Origin of the sequence: Sphingomonas sp. Leaf339, assembly GCF_001426195.1 — a bacterium.
GTDB lineage: Bacteria > Pseudomonadota > Alphaproteobacteria > Sphingomonadales > Sphingomonadaceae > Sphingomonas.
The window spans coordinates 64,090-79,645 of the sequence record NZ_LMRS01000045.1; the positions used below are offsets into that span (position 1 = coordinate 64,090).

The following is a 15,556-nucleotide window of genomic DNA, read 5'->3' on the forward strand; positions in this document are numbered from 1 at the left end:
CGGTTCCATCGCCACCCCCGGGTTGAGCGAGGAAGCGGTCGCGCCTAAGCCGCGACCATGCGCGCCAAGCCGATCCTGTTCGCCCTATTGTCCCTGTCGCTGTCCGTCTCCGCCTGCGTCGCGCCGCCCGCGTCGCCGCCGCCGCCGGTCGAACGGACACCCGCCCCCGCGCCGCCACCGCGCCCGGCGCCCTTGGCCGCCGACTGGCGTGATTGGGCGCGGACGCCCGGCGACTGGCGATATAATGCGACCCCGACCGACACCATCGCGACCTATGGCGCCGCGACCGGCAAACCCGCGCTGTCGATGACGTGCAACCGCGCCGCCCGCCAGGTCACGCTGACCACGGCCGGCACCACCGCCACCGCCATGACCATCCGCACGACCAGCGTCACCCGCGCCCTGCCGGGCCGCGTGATCGCCAATACCGGGGTGTGGGCGCCGATCGTCCTTCAGGCGACGCTGCCCGCCACCGATCCGCTGCTCGACGCCATGGCGTTCAGCCGCGGGCGTTTCGTGGTGGAACAGGCGGGAAGCCCGCCGGTGGTGTTGCCCGCCTGGGCCGAAGTCGGCCGCGTGATCCAGGACTGCCGCCCCTGATTTCAGGTCGGCGGGGGCGCGGATATTCGGCCGGATTATCGCGTAAAACAAGGCTTGTATGTGATCCGGGGATCGCCCACATTCCGGTTGCGGGCAGAGATGGCCGCGTCGTTTATCAACTAGCGAAAGGAGGTGATCCGATGTCTCATGGTTCAGCAGTGAGTTCGGTTCGGTTCGTTCGGGGGACGCGCTTTTAAGTCCGCCGGGCCGGTCGGGAGGTATCCTCCTCCAATCAACGACAGGCTCACAGGATAAAGAGGCACGCATGGTCCTCCGGGCTGGAGCTCTCCGGCCGCTGACCATGTCTGGGGGTTGTCGGGCATCCTGAGGGATGCTCGGCAACCTCTTTTCATATCTGGCGATGTCGCAGACGAAATGAATCGTTGTGTAAACACAACAATCCGATCATAAATCTGGTGTGTTTAATCGCATAGCCCTGTTTAGGAACGACCGCGCCGTGTCGCGGCGTCAGCTGGCCGATGCAGTAGGCGTCAATCCCCAGACCATCGGCTATCTGGAACGCGGCGATTACAAGCCCAGCCTGGAACTGGGCATGAAGATCGCCGCCTATTTCGGCGTGCCGGTCGATCTGGTCTTTTCCCTGACACCCTTTCCCTCGCTCCCCGACGCGCTGCGTCTGGCAGGAGACGCATGATGCGCCATGACAGCAGCGGCTGGACCGGCCGCCATGCGTCCGAGGGTCTGCTCGCCCGCGGCAAGCCGGTCATAGCGCGACGCCGCTGGGTTCGCTGGGTCTTGATCGGCTGCATCATCGCGGCAGCGGGGATGACCGTCGCCGATATTGCCTTCAGTCCGACCGGTGCGCTCCTGCCCGACAGCTTTTGGTTGTTCACGCTCCTGTTGTTTGGCGGCCAGGGCTTCTCGCCGTTCGCACGATCGAGCTTTTCCACCCCCGATAAGGGCGGTCTGGATGAATTCGAGCGGTCGACGGTCGAATGGGCGACCCTCCTCTCTTATCGCACGATCATGGCCCTGATCGTCGCCGGCTGCGGCTATGGCTGGATGGCGACCTATCGCGGATGGCCATTGCCGACCCAACCGGCGGATTGGGCGGCGCTGGGCATGGGCCTGCTGGTCATCGCAACGAACCTGCCCGCCTGCATCGCCGAATTCGCCATCCCGATGCCAGCCGATGCCGAGGAGGATACGCCGTGACCCACAAGACGTTTGTCGAACGCCTGGACGACAGCGTCCGCTGGACGGGTATTCCCGCCTTGGCGGCCGGCACGCAGCATCGACGGCCCCTGCGCTGGACCTCGCTCGTCATCCTGCTGCTCGCCACCGGCGGCATCGGCGCCACGCTACACGGCGCATCGCTCTATTGGCCGGGGCAGACCTTGACGATGCTCTGCTTCGGCGTTGCCGGGTTCGTCCGCCTGCTGGGTCCGGTCAAATCGTTCGGCACCGCCGAACAGGTCGACGAACGCGAGCGGGCCGAGCGGGAGCACGCACATATGCTCGGTCACTGGACGACGATGGCGCTGGCCATCGCCAGCCTCTCGATCATCGTCGTAGTGAGCATGATGGCATCATGGGATGTCCTGCGGCTGCGCAATGAACTGATCACGCTGACCTTCTACCTGATGACCATGAGTGCGATCCTGCCGACCTTTTATGCAAGCTGGCGATATCGGCCCTTGCCCAGCGAAGGCTGAGCGAACGCCTGATCGCCCCACTATTCAAGCGAGTGGGATCATGGCGACGCGGTCGATACCTTTCGAGACGTCCGGCTTACAGGAAGGACTGCGCCCGCTTCAGCACCATGCTGCACACCTGCGTCTTCACCCGGCCCTTCAGCGAATCGAGCGACAGCGCGGTATCGCCCGTCTGCAACTCGCCCTGCCTGCCCGCCTCGAAGCCCGGTGAGGCGGCGACGCCCTGCTTGCCGGTCAGCTTGCCCAGTACCGACGCGGCGCCATTGCCGCCCAGCACGTTGTTCTTGATGCAATAACCGAGCAGCCCGGCGGCGTTGCCCGCGCTCGCCGACGCGACATTGGGCAATGCCCCACCGAGCAGACCGCCCAGACCGCCAAGGCCACCCGCCCCTGTCTGCGCAGTCGCTGTGCCGGTCATCAGGGTGCCGCAGAGAAGGGCGATGAGGACGTTCTTCATGGGATCGTTCCTTGTTCGGGGGAAACCTCGTATACCCTCAACCGCTCCCCCGGCCGCCCGTTCCCTCAGGCGGGCGTCAGCAGCCCCTCGCGTGCGATCTTGTCGCGCCAGACCAGCGGAGCCAGCTGGTGGACGTTCTGCCCCTCCGCATCCACCGCCACCGTCACCGGGAAATCGGCGACCTCGAATTCATAGATCGCCTCCATGCCCAGATCCTCGAATCCGACGACCTTCGATCCCTTGATCGCGCGCGCCACCAGATAGGCCGCACCGCCGACCGCCATCAGATACGCGGACTTGCCCTCGGCGATCGCCTTCGTCGCATCCGGGCCGCGTTCCGCCTTGCCGACCATCGCCAGCAGGCCCTGATCCAGCATCATGCGCGTGAACTTGTCCATCCGCGTCGCCGTGGTGGGGCCGGCGGGACCGACCACCTCCTCGCCCACCGGATCGACCGGTCCGACATAATAAATGACGCGACCCGCGAAATCGACCGGCAGCGGCTCGCCCTTGGCCAGCATGTCCGCGATCCGCTTGTGCGCGGCATCGCGCCCGGTCAGCATCTTGCCGTTGAGCAGCAGGCGATCGCCATGCTTCCACGTCTGCACGACTTCTGGCGTCAGCGTGTCGAGATCGACGCGGATCGCGGCCTTGTCCGGCGTCCAGTCCACCTTCGGCCACTCGTCCAGCTTGGGCGCCTCCAGATAGACCGGCCCCTCCCCGGTCAGCGTAAAGTGCGCGTGGCGCGTGGCCGCACAGTTGGGGATCATTGCAACGGGCTTCGACGCGGCGTGCGTCGGCCAGTCGAGGATCTTCACGTCCAGCACCGTCGACAGGCCACCCAGCCCCTGCGCGCCGATGCCCAGCGCGTTGACCTTGTCCATCAGCTCGATGCGCAGCGCCTCGATATCGTTCTTCGGCCCGCGCGCCTTCAGCTGGCCCATGTCGATCGCGCCCATCAGCGACTGCTTGGCGAGCAGCATCGCCTTTTCCGCGGTGCCGCCGATACCGATGCCCAGCATCCCCGGCGGGCACCAGCCGGCGCCCATCTGCGGCAGCATTTCCAGCACCCAGTCGACGATCGAATCGCTGGGGTTCATCATCTTGAACTTCGACTTGTTCTCCGAGCCACCACCCTTGGCCGCCACGTCCACCGACACGGTCGCGCCCGGCACCATTTCGACATGCAGCACGCTCGGCGTGTTGTCCTTGGTATTGCGCCGGGTGAAGGCGGGGTCGGCCAGGATCGACGCGCGCAGCTTGTTATCCGGATGCAGATACGCCTGCCGCACCCCCTGATCGATCACCTCTTGCAGGGATCGGTCGCCCGACAGGCGGCAATCCTGCCCCCATTTGACGAAGACCGTGACGATGCCGGTATCCTGACAGATCGGGCGATGCCCCTCGGCGCACATCCGGCTGTTGGTCAGGATCTGCGCGATCGCGTCCTTGGCGGCGGGGCTCTGTTCGGCCTCATACGCCTCGCCCAGCGCACGGATATAATCCATCGGGTGGTAATAGCTGATGAACTGGAGCGCGTCGGCGACGCTCTCGATCAGGTCGGTATCGCGGATGATCGTGGTCATGGCCGGGGCTTTTGCGACACCGGCGCGCCCAACGCAATCCGCGGCCGTTCGATCGCCGGTTCGTTCCTAATAGCTCGTTGACCAGTTTCGCAGGCGGGAATCGTAACAGGAATGGGTGCATCACCACACCATGCAGATCCGCGCCTCCCTTCCCCCGGCCCCGCCCCCCGCCTCGCCGGCGGTGCTGCTGGGCATCGCCGCCGGCGAGGGCGACGAGGCGCGGATGCTGCCGCGGCTGGCGCAGGTCGCGGCATCGTGGCCGCTGGCCGCCCTGGTGCAGGGGCTGGCCGTCGCCACCGGCTGCGTCGCCAACGGTCGTTCGGCGCTGGCACTCTCGCTCGCCGCGCTGATCGCCGCCGCCGCCGCCGCAATCATGCTGGTCGCGGCCACCGCGCCGCGCGACTGGCGACCGCATCACCGGGTGCAGGGCATGACCGCGTCTGCGGCCCTCCTCGCCGCGGCCCTGCTGGGATTGCTCTGGACCGCCGCCCACGCGCCCGCGGGATCGATTCAGGCCGCCGCCACCGTCACGCTGGCCGGCGCGATCGGCATGGCCGGGCTGGCGGTGCATCCGGTCCGCGCCGCCATTCTGGGCTTCGGTGTCGGGCTGGTCGCGACGATGGCGCTGATGGTCGGCCCGTCGCTGGTGCTGGTCGAGGCGCTCGCGCTGCTGATCGCGCTCGCCATCGCGACCTGGCGCCTCGCCCGCCACGATCACGCCGCCACGCTGGCGCAGGCGGGGCAGGTCGACGAGGGCCAGCAGGCATCCAAGATGATCGCCGAATTCGAGGTCCACGGCACCGGCTGGTTCTGGGAGGCCGACCGCCATGGTCGCGTCACCTATCTGTCGGCCAAGGTGGCCGCCGAGATCGCGGAGCATGATCCCGCGCCGATCGGCCGCCTGCTGACCGACATCTTCCGCATGGACGGCGCGGTGCCCGGCACCGAACGCACGCTCGCCTTTCACCTGTCGTCGCGCACGTCGTTCTCCGACTATTCGGTCTGCGCGATGGGCGATCGCGACGGCAGCCGCTGGTGGTCGATCTCAGGCCGGCCGATGGTCGACGATCTCGGCCGCTTCCAGGGTTTCATCGGATCGGGCAGCGACCTGACCGAAAAGCGCCGGTCGGAAGCCGAAATCACCCGCCTGGCGCTGTTCGACGGCCTGACCGGCCTCGCCAACCGCCAGCGGATGCGCCTGTCGCTCGACAAGACACTGGCCCAGGTCACGGGTCAGCATCGCCCGTCTGCCCTGTTCCTGATGGACCTCGACCGGTTCAAGGCGGTGAACGACACACTGGGTCATCAGGCCGGCGACGCCCTGCTGAAACAGGTCGCTCAGCGCCTGCAACGCGGCGTCGGCGAATCGGGGCTGGTCGGCCGGCTGGGCGGCGACGAATTTCAGGTGCTGCTGCCCGGCATGGACACGCGCGAGCCGCTGGCGACGCTGGCGATCGACCTCATCACCGCACTGTCACAGCCCTATTTCATCGCCGGCACGTCGGTCACGATCGGCTGTTCGATCGGCATCGCCATCGCCCCGCACGACGGCGAGGATGCCGAGACGCTGGTCCGCAATGCCGATCTGGCGCTCTATGCCGCCAAGGCCGATGGCCGCGGCGTCCATCGTTTCTATCACGGCGACATGCTGCTCGGCGCCCGCAACCGCCAGCAGCTGGAAACCGATCTGCGCGCCGCGCTCGCCTGTGGCGATTTCCATCTTTGCTACCAGCCCGTCGTCAGCACCGCCGACGCCCGCATCGTCGGGTACGAGGCACTGGTGCGATGGCAGCATCCGATGCGCGGGCTGGTCTCCCCGGCCGACTTCATCCCCGTCGCCGAGGAATGCGGCCTGATCGAGGGGCTGGGCGAATGGGTCCTGCGCACCGCCTGTGCGGAGGCTGCGCGCTGGCCGCGCGACGTGCGTATCGCGGTCAACGTCTCGCCGATCCAGTTCGCCAATCCGACCCTGCCCGCCATCGTCACCAGCGCGCTGGCGCAATCCGGCCTGTTGCCCGACCGGCTGGAACTGGAGATCACCGAGGGGGTCTTCCTGAACAATTCGGACGATTCAGACCGGATGTTCCGGGCGCTGAAGAACATCGGCGTGCGGCTGGCGCTCGACGATTTCGGCACCGGCTATTCCAGCCTCGGCTATCTGCGTACCGCGCCGTTCGACAAGATCAAGATCGACCAGTCGTTCGTGCGTGGCGCGGCTCAGCCCGACAACCGCAACGCCGCGATCATCCGCGCGATCGTGACGCTGGCCGACACGCTGGGTATGGAGACCACCGCCGAGGGTGTCGAGATCCAGGACGAGATCGACCTCGTCCGCGATCTGGGGTGCAGCCATATCCAGGGCTATGTCTATGGCCGGCCCGCCCCCGCGGTCGAGGTGGCGACGGCGCTCGGCATCGATCCCCATGCCAGCCCGATCGGTTTCAAGGTCAGCCGCGCGCCGCGCACCCGCCTGCTCCGCTCCGCCCGGATCATGGTGCAGGGCCGGCCGGGCGACGTCCGCATCCGCGACATCTCGACCACCGGCGTGATGGTCGATGGCCTGACGCTGGGCGAACAGCCGGTCGGCCTGGACGTGCTGATCGAGCTGGTCGAAAACCAGATGATGGCCGCCCGCGTCCGCTGGGCAGAAGGCGGCCGTGCCGGCCTGCAATTCGACGAACCGATCGATCTGTCGATCCTCGCCGTCTCCCGCCAGACGCGCCGGGCCGGATAAGCCGCGCGGGGGATAATCGGCACGGCAGTAAAACTGACGCGGTTCTGCCACCGCACCGCAACATGACCGATGCATAGGATTGATGGTTAACCGCCCGCTTACCGGCAATGCCGCCGCGCGGGTATCAATCCGGGGGAGCATCCGATGATTCTGTTCAAGTACAGCCTGCCGCTGATCGCGTTCGTTTCGACCGCCGCCGGCGCCACCGTCTATCCGACCACACCCGCGCCCGTCTCGCTGACGTCGGCTGCCTATACGCAGAATTTCAACACGCTCGCCGCGACCGGCGCCACCGGCACTGCCCTGCCGACCGGGTGGCAGGTGTCCGAGAACGGCAGCAACGCCAACACGAACTACGGCATCGATGATGGCGGCAGCAACACCGGCAACGTCTACAGCTATGGCACCGACGGCTCCACCGATCGCGCGCTCGGCAGCCTCGGCAGCGGGTCGAACGCACCGCTCTATTACGGTGCCTTCTTCCAGAACGCGCTGGGCGCCACGATCAACAGCCTGTCGATCGATTACACCGGTGAGCAATGGCGCGGCGGCACGGCGACCGACCAGCTGGTGTTCCAATATTCGCTGAACGCCACCAGCATCGACAGCGTCGCCGCGACGTGGATCAATGTCGCCTCGCTCGCCTTCACCTCGCCCAACGCCAGCACCGCCGGCGCGCTCAATGGCAACGCGGTCGCAAATCGTACCGCACTGACCGGCACGCTGTCCGGCCTGACGATCCTGAACGGATCGACCTTCGCGATCCGCTGGACGGATATGGACAACAGCGGCAGCGACGACGGCCTCGCTGTCGACGACCTCCGCGTCGCCGCGTCGACGATCGCCGCGGTGCCGGAGCCAGCGACCTGGGCGATGCTCGTCCTGGGCTTTGGTCTGGTCGGCGCCACCACCCGCCATCGTCGCCGCAGCCTTCGCCGCGTCTTTGCCTGAACCGATCCCGGCATCTTCGGCCGGGCAGTCGTGATAGGAGCCTCGATCGGCGATCGGGGCTCCTTTTTATTTTATGGGCGGCACATTCCGCTTGCACTTCGCCAACCCCGCAGAGATCCACGCGTCGCGGCGCATGGCCGCCCGCCAACGGCCAACGGTTCGTCGCGCCCGGCCCGAAAGCCACTTGCTCCCGACCGCGATCTGCCACAATCAGTAGCGGTGTGAACCGGGGGCGGACCCAAGTGATGGTGTGTTCGTTGAAACCTCGTCATCTTGGCTGCGACGCTCGCGCAGGTGACATGCGGATCGATGGACCCTTTTTGTTCTCCTCCACACTGCGGTTTGGTGGTAACGATATGGCGCGCCGCGATTCGGTCTGGATAGAACAAGGAGTGGCGCGGTGATGGATTTCAGCAACGGCCGGGATAGCGATATGACCGACACGATCGACATTGTAAGCGAAAAGTCCGCCGCCGCCGCGCCGGCCACCGGCCCGGTGGCGCTCGACAGTCGCGCCGTCGCGCCGCAGCCCTATGCGCTGGACGTCGATCACAGCCGTGACGCGCTTCTGACCGATTTCGGCAAGGAGACGTTGAAGGATCGTTACCTGCTGCCGGGCGAATCCTTCCAGGACCTCTTCGTCCGCGTCGCCTCCGCCTATGCCGACGATGCCGCCCATGCCCAGCGCATCTATGACTATATCTCGAAGCTGTGGTTCATGCCCGCCACGCCCGTGCTGTCGAACGGCGGCACCGGTCGCGGCCTGCCGATCAGCTGCTACCTCAATTCGGTGCCGGACAGCCTGAACGGCATCGTCGACACCTGGAACGAGAATGTCTGGCTCGCTAGCCGCGGCGGCGGCATCGGCACCTATTGGGGCAACGTGCGCGGCATCGGTGAGCCGGTCGGCTTGAACGGCAAGACCAGCGGCATCATCCCGTTCGTCCGCGTCATGGATTCGCTGACGCTGGCGATTTCGCAGGGGTCGCTGCGCCGTGGTTCGGCCGCTGTCTATCTCGACGTGTCGCACCCGGAGATCGAGGAGTTCCTCGAAATCCGCAAGCCCTCGGGCGATTTCAACCGCAAGGCGCTGAACCTCCATCACGGCGTCCTGATCCCCGACGCCTTCATGGAAGCGGTGCGTGACGGCAGCGAGTGGATTCTGCGCAGCCCGAAGGACCAGACCGAGCGTGGCCGCGTCGATGCCCGCGCGCTGTTCCAGAAGCTCGTGGAAACCCGCCTCGCCACCGGTGAGCCGTACATCGTCTTCGCCGATCACGTGAACTCGACCATGCCCAAGCATCACCGCGATCTGGGCCTGAAGGTATCCACCTCGAACCTGTGTTCCGAGATCACGCTGCCCACCGGCCGCGACCATCTTGGCAACGACCGCACCGCCGTCTGCTGCCTGTCCTCGCTCAACCTGGAGACGTGGGACCAGTGGAAGGACGAGAAGGGCTTCGTCGAGGACGTGATGCGGTTCCTCGACAACGTGTTGCAGGATTATATCGACCGCCACGAACCCGGCATGGAGCGCGCCGCGTACAGCGCCGGTCGCGAACGCTCGGTTGGCTTGGGCGTCATGGGCTTCCACTCGTTCCTGCAGGCACGCGGTATCGCGTTCGAGGGCGCGATGGCGAAGTCGTGGAACCTGCGCATGTTCAAGCAGATCAACGCGCAGGTGAACGAGGCGTCGATGCAGCTCGCCGTCGAGCGTGGCCCCTGCCCCGACGCCGCCGACATGGGCGTGATGGAGCGGTTCAGCTGCAAGATGGCGATCGCGCCGACCGCGTCGATCAGCATCATCTGCGGCGGCACCAGCGCCTGCATCGAACCTATCCCGGCCAATATTTATACGCACAAGACGCTGTCGGGCAGCTTCTCGGTCAAGAACCCGTATCTCGAAAAGCTGCTCAACGAAAAGTCGAAGAACAGCGACGCGGTGTGGAACTCGATCCTGGAAAATGGCGGCTCGGTCCAGCATCTCGACTTCCTCTCAGTCGAGGAAAAGGACTGCTACAAGACCAGCTTCGAGATCGACCAGCGCTGGCTGCTCGAACTCGCCGGCGACCGCACGCCGTACATCGATCAGGCGCAGTCGCTGAACCTGTTCATCCCGGCGGACGTCGAGAAATGGGACCTCCTGATGCTCCACTTCCGTGCATGGGAACTGGGCATCAAGTCGCTCTATTACTTGCGTTCGAAGTCGGTGCAGCGCGCGGGCTTCGCGGGCGGGGTGGAGACGGACAACACCATCGCCAAGCCGAAATACGAGCTGGAAAGCACGGATTACGACGAGTGCTTGGCCTGCCAGTGAGATGGACGGTGCCGACGCCTCACTAATCCCCTCTCCCCTTGTGGGAGAGGGAGGGGCCCGCGTCGCGCAGCGGCGTGGGAGGGTGAGGGGGAATGCGGACGGCCTGACCAAACGCCAGTTGCTGCCCGCCGACACCATCGCTCACGCCAGAAGCCTGCGCCGCGCATCGACCGAGCCGGAAAAGCGAATGTGGAATGCCCTCCGAACTGCATTTCCGGATAGCAAATGGCGGCGTCAGGTGCCGATCGCTCGCTACTTCGCGGACTTCTGTTCGCATCGGGCGAAGCTGGTGATCGAGATCGACGGCGACGGTCACGCGCATAACGCGGACTATGATGCGGCCAGATCAGTGACCATCGAACATGAGGGATACCGGGTCGTGCGCTTCGCCAATGCCGATATCATGGCAAATCCGGATGGCGTGATCGCGACGATCACCCGCTGTCTCGACGCGTTCACGCAAAAGGGCCGCCCCTGATGGACGGCCCCCTCATCCTCCCACTGCCGATGGCAGCGGGCCCCTCCCTCTCCCACAAGGGGAGAGGGACTGTCAGCTCACTCGGCTTCTTCGAACATATCCACCGCGTTCTGGCCGGTCGCGGACAGGCGCACCGTGTCGCCTTCGATTTCCGCAACCAGACCGATCGGCAGGTAATGATGCTTCTGCCCCTGCCCGTCCTGGGTCGAGGGCGAGTCGTTCTTGGTCAGCTTGATGCGGTCGCCGTCGACGTGATCGACGGTGCCGACGTGCACGCCGTCCGCACCGATCACTGCGGCATGTTCCTTGATCTGCGTAACATCGACCATGGTCATTCTCCTTTTCGGGGTCCGGCCGCTCAACGCGCGAATCCGGCGTTGGTCGCATGACGTATGGCGTCATCATCATGTATCTGGTCGCCGCGGTGCTGGGGCTGGTCGGCGTCGTGCTCCTTGCACGACTGCGCTCGGCCACCATCTCGGAACGACAGGTCTATGCGTATCGGATGATCGGCATCATGCTGACGTCCGCCGGCATCGTGCTCGCCATGTCCGCCACCGCGATGTGGCGATGGAGCATGGCATGACCCGCCCCCTTTTCGTACCCCTTCCCCTATTCGTACCGGAGTAACCCCGCATGTCCCTCCTTCACGCCTCCAAGCAGTACAAGCCCTTCGAATACCCCTGGGCGTTCGAATTCTGGAAGCGCCAGCAACAGCTCCACTGGCTGCCCGAAGAGGTGCCGCTGGGCGAGGATTGCCGCGACTGGGCGCAGAAGCTGTCCGATCACGAGCGCAACCTGCTGACCCAGATCTTCCGCTTCTTCACCCAGGCGGACGTCGAAGTGCAGGATTGCTATCACGAGAAATACGGCCGCGTGTTCAAGCCGACCGAGATCAAGATGATGCTGACGTCGTTCAGCAACATGGAGACGGTCCACATCGCCGCCTACAGCCACCTGCTCGACACCATCGGCATGCCCGAGAGCGAATATGGCGCCTTCCTCGAATATGCCGAGATGAAGGAAAAGCATGATTACATGCAAAACTTCGGCGTCGACAACGATCAGGATATCGCCCGCACGCTGGCGATGTTCGGCGGCTTTACCGAGGGCGTGCAGCTCTTTGCCAGCTTCGCCATGCTGATGAACTTCCCGCGCTTCAACAAGATGAAGGGCATGGGCCAGATCGTCACCTGGTCGATCCGCGACGAGAGCCTGCATTGCGAGGGCATCATCAAGATGTTCCACACCTTCTGTCAGGAGCGCCAGTGCCTGACCAAGGCGGTGAAGGACGACATCGCCGACGTGTGCCAGACGACGATCCGGCTGGAGGACAACTTCATCGACCTCGCGTTCGAGATGGGCCCGGTGAACGGCATGACGCCCAAGGAGATCAAGAAGTACATCCGTTTCATCGCCGACTGGCGCATGGGCCAGTTGGGCCTGAAGCCGATCTACATGATCGACGAACACCCCCTGCCCTGGCTCGCCCCGATGCTGAACGGCGTCGAGCACGCCAATTTCTTCGAGCAGCGCGCCACCGAATATTCGAAGGCCGCGACCAAGGGCCAGTGGAACGACGTCTGGGACAGCTTCGACAAGCGCCAGAAGGCGAAGATCATCATGCCGGCGGCGAATGAGGAACTGAGCGGCATGGGTGACATGTTCGCGCGGGCTGGTGTGGCGGCGGAATAATCATGTGAGGCCAAAATGACGACGCCTAAAACGAGATTTTTGATCTCGCAAAAGCAAACAGAAAAACAAATATTTTCTGTAGAAGAACGACGCTCTGGTGATCTTCTAATTGGCTTCACCCCACCCAAAGCTATAAAAATTGCGGGACGCATTACCGAAAGGCCAAGGTCCCGCAAAGTTTCCGTTCATTTAAGTCTGATGAGCGACCCACCAGTTCACACTATAACGCATGAGATAGGATTTGGCCTTCGAGCTTCGCATAAGGGATACGCGGTAGTACGGCGGCTGAAAAATCAGCCGTTCATTTGGCCTATATTGTGTCAATCATTTGGAACTCATGAACCAAAATTTATCCATCGTCGAAAAGCAGATGAAATACGACGCATCGGAGCATACGATAGTAGTATAGACTGTCTATTGGTAGGCGTTTTTGTAACTCATTCTTCCTATGCAATCCCCGAATCACATGGATTATCAGTTACTATTAAACGATTTTCTAAGTTCAACCTTAATGTAGTTACTACTTTTGCAGATATTAAAAGTGGAAAATCTACATTAGAAATTTTTAATTATACCTCACCCGTTAAAGATGGTGATTCTTGGCTAAAATTGGTGGAAACGCCGCCGCCGATACTTTTAATATAGAAGGCCTTGAAAGCTACTTGATGAATGTATTTCTGAATTTAGCAAATCGAACATTCTATATTAGCAGTCCACTTATAATATTGCCAAAACCTCACCACATACAAATGCGTAGATTTGGCAGATACCCCGATGGCATTTCAGCAAATGAAGCTCTGTATGGAGAGCATTCAATCGCTAGATCGATAAGACATCTTCCTCAGCAAAGAATGGATCCAGCGGACGCGAATTCGATAGAGTTCGCAAATTATTCTGACCCAACACCCTATAAATTGATAGATGAATTTGCGGATTGAATTACTAATTGATTAGAAATTTATTTTATTGGTGAATTATTAGAAGAACTTGCTTAAAAGCAGGCATGTTACCCGGTGATATGTCCTACACGCCAAACCTCATATAAGTGGTCCGGCTCCTCGCATCGAAGGAGCATCACATGGATCAGCTTACCCTCCGCCCCCGCCACGACGGCTGGACCGCCGAGCGCCAGCGTCTCTTCCTCACCGCGCTCGCCGAGACCGGCACCGTGTCCACCGCGTGTGAGGAGGCCGGCATCACGCCCCGCTCCGCCTATCGCCTGCGCGCCGATCCGCGTGGTGCGGCGTTCGCGGCGGGGTGGGACGCGGCGTTGCATCTGGCGGTCGGCTGCCTGACCGCCATCGCGTTCGAACGGGCGACGTGCGGGGTCGCCAAGGAAATCTGGCGCGACGGTGTCCTGGTCGGCCATATCCGCGAGCCGTCCGACCGGATGCTGATGTTCCTGCTGCGCCACCTCGCCCCCGCCCGCTTCGGTCGGGAGGCCGGCACCGCGCCCGCGCTCCACGTCGCGCCCGATCCGGCCGCGCTGATGGCGACGATGGCGGCGCTCACCGACAGCCCCGTCACCGCCGATCCGATCGACGAATGGGGCGACAACGATGCGCCGACCGGCGGGGATGCGTGATTTCCCGTGCGCGCCCGCGCGATCACGCGCGCGTGGAGGGTGTGACTTTCGGGACTTTCCAGCTTCTGGTCCGGCCAACGACTGGTCGGCAGGCGGCCTATCGCCCTCGCCGCACCGGCGCGTGGAAATCGGCGGGCTTGGTCGCGATCCAGCGCAGGAAGCGCGCAATCTCTGGGTGCGTGCGCAGCACGGCCGGATCGGCATGGTCGCGCGCCAGTTCGGCATTGGTCAGCGTCGCATGGATCGTGCGATGGCAGATCGGGTGGACGGGGGCGGTCGTGCGGCCGCCTTCGCTCTTGGGGACCAAGTGATGCCATTCCACCCGCGCGCCCAGCGGCCGCCCGCACAGCGCGCAGGACACTGGCGGCGTCGCCCGCTCCATCAGAACCTCGGCCGCTGCCAGCCCGGCCCTGCGCTTCACTCTGCCGCCCATCGCTTGGATATTGGATCGACGACGCGCAACGAAAAGGGCGGGAGCGGCCCATCGGCCACCCCCGCCCCATCGATCGTCAGGCGTTTACCGCCCGCGCATCACTTAGAAGTGAGCGACGATACCGGCCTGCGGACGGAAGCTGTTCGCCGAACCGAAGGTCGACACTTCCATGCGGAAACGGATACCGGAATTGCCGGTGATGCCGCCCAGGCCGATGTCCTTCGGGCCGATCTCGGCGCCGACGCCATAGGTGATCGCGTCGAAATCGGGGCTGTTCTTGCCGAACCGATCGAAGTTCACCCAGCGATAGCCGACCTTGCCGTAGAACAGGCCGCTCTCGCCCGCGCGGAAGCCGAAGCGACCAGCGGCGCCGTAGCCCCAATCGATATCGCCATCGACGCCCTTGGTCACTTCACCTTCGGCGCCGACGAACAACGGGCCCAGCGGCACGTTCACACCGACGATGCCGGTGACGATCGCACCATCGAGCTTGTTGCCGCCGATCGGCGTGTTGGGGATGCCGTGGCCGACGCGACGATCGAAGCCTTCCCAGCCGCCCATGACGGCGACGTACGGCTCGATACCGAAGGCGCGCGTGCCATCGGGCGCGCGGGCGGGTTCATCGGTGCTGGTGGTGGACATCGTGGTGTCGGTGGGTGCCATGTCCTGCGCGACGGCGGGGACGGCAACGACCGCAGCCGCGAGTGCGACGGCGAGGGACAGCTTACGCATAAAAATGAAACCTTGATCTGCTACAACAAACCGGACCGCAGGGCCTCGGCCCGATCCAGACCCGCTCAAAGCCACAAACCGGCGGTTGGTTGCAGTGCAAAATGCACTTTCGGATCGCTAATTGGTATGTGTTGCCGATCGGCCACGGTTCCTGTCATCCAGATGAACCAAGCATGGCAATATAGTGGTTTAACCGTCGGCTGCCCCATTTCCGCCCCGTTCCCGCCGGGCATGGGGCAATACCAAAACAGCCCGGTAAGTCAGCGGGCCACGCATTCCATCGGCGCTGTAGCGGGCAGCGTGATGGTGGCC

At 63.9% G+C, this 15,556-nt stretch carries 17 protein-coding genes; 12 read left to right on the forward strand and 5 right to left on the reverse strand.

Annotated features, from left to right (window positions below; genetic code table 11):
• Positions 1-57: 57 nt before the first annotated feature.
• The 4 genes from ASG67_RS14450 (at position 58) to ASG67_RS14465 (ending at position 2,276) form a co-directional block, all read left to right on the forward strand.
• Complete coding sequence (locus tag ASG67_RS14450) at positions 58-600, forward strand: hypothetical protein (protein WP_056531591.1); 543 nt, start codon at positions 58-60, stop codon at positions 598-600.
• A 418-nt stretch (positions 601-1,018) separates the two neighbouring features.
• Positions 1,019-1,255: a helix-turn-helix transcriptional regulator gene (locus ASG67_RS14455; protein WP_056531593.1), complete on the forward strand. Its 237-nt coding sequence runs from the start codon at positions 1,019-1,021 to the stop codon at positions 1,253-1,255.
• On the forward strand, positions 1,255-1,776 hold the full coding sequence (locus ASG67_RS14460) for a hypothetical protein (protein ID WP_056531595.1): 522 nt from the start codon (positions 1,255-1,257) through the stop codon (positions 1,774-1,776). The genes ASG67_RS14455 and ASG67_RS14460 overlap by 1 nt, the downstream gene beginning before the upstream one ends.
• Positions 1,773-2,276 (forward strand): hypothetical protein, encoded by a 504-nt coding sequence (locus ASG67_RS14465; RefSeq protein WP_056531598.1) that lies wholly within the window; start codon positions 1,773-1,775, stop codon positions 2,274-2,276. Before ASG67_RS14460 ends, ASG67_RS14465 begins: the two co-directional genes overlap by 4 nt.
• 76 nt (positions 2,277-2,352) lie before the next feature.
• Here the strand turns inward: ASG67_RS14465 and ASG67_RS14470 are convergent, their stop codons facing one another.
• Together ASG67_RS14470 and ASG67_RS14475 are read right to left on the reverse strand one after the other, a co-directional pair.
• The gene (locus ASG67_RS14470; RefSeq protein WP_056531600.1) at positions 2,353-2,733 is read right to left on the reverse strand and encodes a DUF2501 domain-containing protein; all 381 of its coding nucleotides are present in this window, start codon (positions 2,731-2,733) and stop codon (positions 2,353-2,355) included.
• A gap of 65 nt (positions 2,734-2,798) precedes the next feature.
• Positions 2,799-4,319, reverse strand: coding sequence for a fumarate hydratase (locus tag ASG67_RS14475; protein ID WP_056531602.1), 1,521 nt, complete (start codon positions 4,317-4,319; stop codon positions 2,799-2,801).
• 115 nt (positions 4,320-4,434) lie between these two features.
• Here ASG67_RS14475 and ASG67_RS14480 point away from each other — a divergent pair, with 115 nt between their 5' ends.
• The 4 genes from ASG67_RS14480 to ASG67_RS14495 all read left to right on the forward strand — a co-directional run bounded on the left by ASG67_RS14480 (position 4,435) and on the right by ASG67_RS14495 (position 10,799).
• Positions 4,435-7,053, forward strand: coding sequence for an EAL domain-containing protein (locus tag ASG67_RS14480; protein ID WP_235535231.1), 2,619 nt, complete (start codon positions 4,435-4,437; stop codon positions 7,051-7,053).
• Positions 7,054-7,197: 144 nt separating this feature from the next.
• Positions 7,198-8,004, forward strand: a complete 807-nt coding sequence (locus ASG67_RS19600; protein ID WP_056531605.1) for a PEPxxWA-CTERM sorting domain-containing protein — start codon at positions 7,198-7,200, stop codon at positions 8,002-8,004.
• 433 nt (positions 8,005-8,437) lie between these two features.
• Positions 8,438-10,321, forward strand: a complete 1,884-nt coding sequence (locus ASG67_RS14490) for a ribonucleoside-diphosphate reductase subunit alpha (RefSeq protein WP_235535232.1) — start codon at positions 8,438-8,440, stop codon at positions 10,319-10,321.
• An 82-nt stretch (positions 10,322-10,403) separates the two neighbouring features.
• Positions 10,404-10,799 (forward strand): endonuclease domain-containing protein, encoded by a 396-nt coding sequence (locus ASG67_RS14495; RefSeq protein WP_056531608.1) that lies wholly within the window; start codon positions 10,404-10,406, stop codon positions 10,797-10,799.
• Between the two features lie 77 nt (positions 10,800-10,876).
• Here ASG67_RS14495 and ASG67_RS14500 read toward each other — a convergent pair whose 3' ends face one another.
• Complete coding sequence (locus tag ASG67_RS14500) at positions 10,877-11,128, reverse strand: DUF2171 domain-containing protein (protein WP_056531926.1); 252 nt, start codon at positions 11,126-11,128, stop codon at positions 10,877-10,879.
• A gap of 56 nt (positions 11,129-11,184) precedes the next feature.
• Here ASG67_RS14500 and ASG67_RS14505 point away from each other — a divergent pair, with 56 nt between their 5' ends.
• From ASG67_RS14505 to ASG67_RS14515, 4 genes are all read left to right on the forward strand, one after another.
• Positions 11,185-11,385, forward strand: a complete 201-nt coding sequence (locus ASG67_RS14505) for a hypothetical protein (protein ID WP_056531610.1) — start codon at positions 11,185-11,187, stop codon at positions 11,383-11,385.
• A 50-nt stretch (positions 11,386-11,435) separates the two neighbouring features.
• Positions 11,436-12,494 (forward strand): ribonucleotide-diphosphate reductase subunit beta, encoded by a 1,059-nt coding sequence (locus ASG67_RS14510; RefSeq protein ID WP_056531612.1) that lies wholly within the window; start codon positions 11,436-11,438, stop codon positions 12,492-12,494.
• Positions 12,495-12,509: 15 nt separating this feature from the next.
• A complete protein-coding gene (locus ASG67_RS19005) occupies positions 12,510-13,139 on the forward strand; it encodes a hypothetical protein (protein WP_156460845.1) in 630 nt (209 codons plus the stop codon).
• A gap of 433 nt (positions 13,140-13,572) precedes the next feature.
• On the forward strand, positions 13,573-14,079 hold the full coding sequence (locus ASG67_RS14515; protein WP_056531613.1) for a hypothetical protein: 507 nt from the start codon (positions 13,573-13,575) through the stop codon (positions 14,077-14,079).
• Between the two features lie 97 nt (positions 14,080-14,176).
• On the opposite strand, the gene ASG67_RS14520 is transcribed toward ASG67_RS14515, so the two are convergent.
• Positions 14,177-14,461 (reverse strand): HNH endonuclease, encoded by a 285-nt coding sequence (locus ASG67_RS14520; RefSeq protein ID WP_056531928.1) that lies wholly within the window; start codon positions 14,459-14,461, stop codon positions 14,177-14,179.
• Positions 14,462-14,614: 153 nt separating this feature from the next.
• Entirely contained in the window at positions 14,615-15,244 is a 630-nt protein-coding gene (locus ASG67_RS14525) for a hypothetical protein (RefSeq protein WP_056531615.1), read from the reverse strand.
• Positions 15,245-15,556 lie beyond the last annotated feature (312 nt).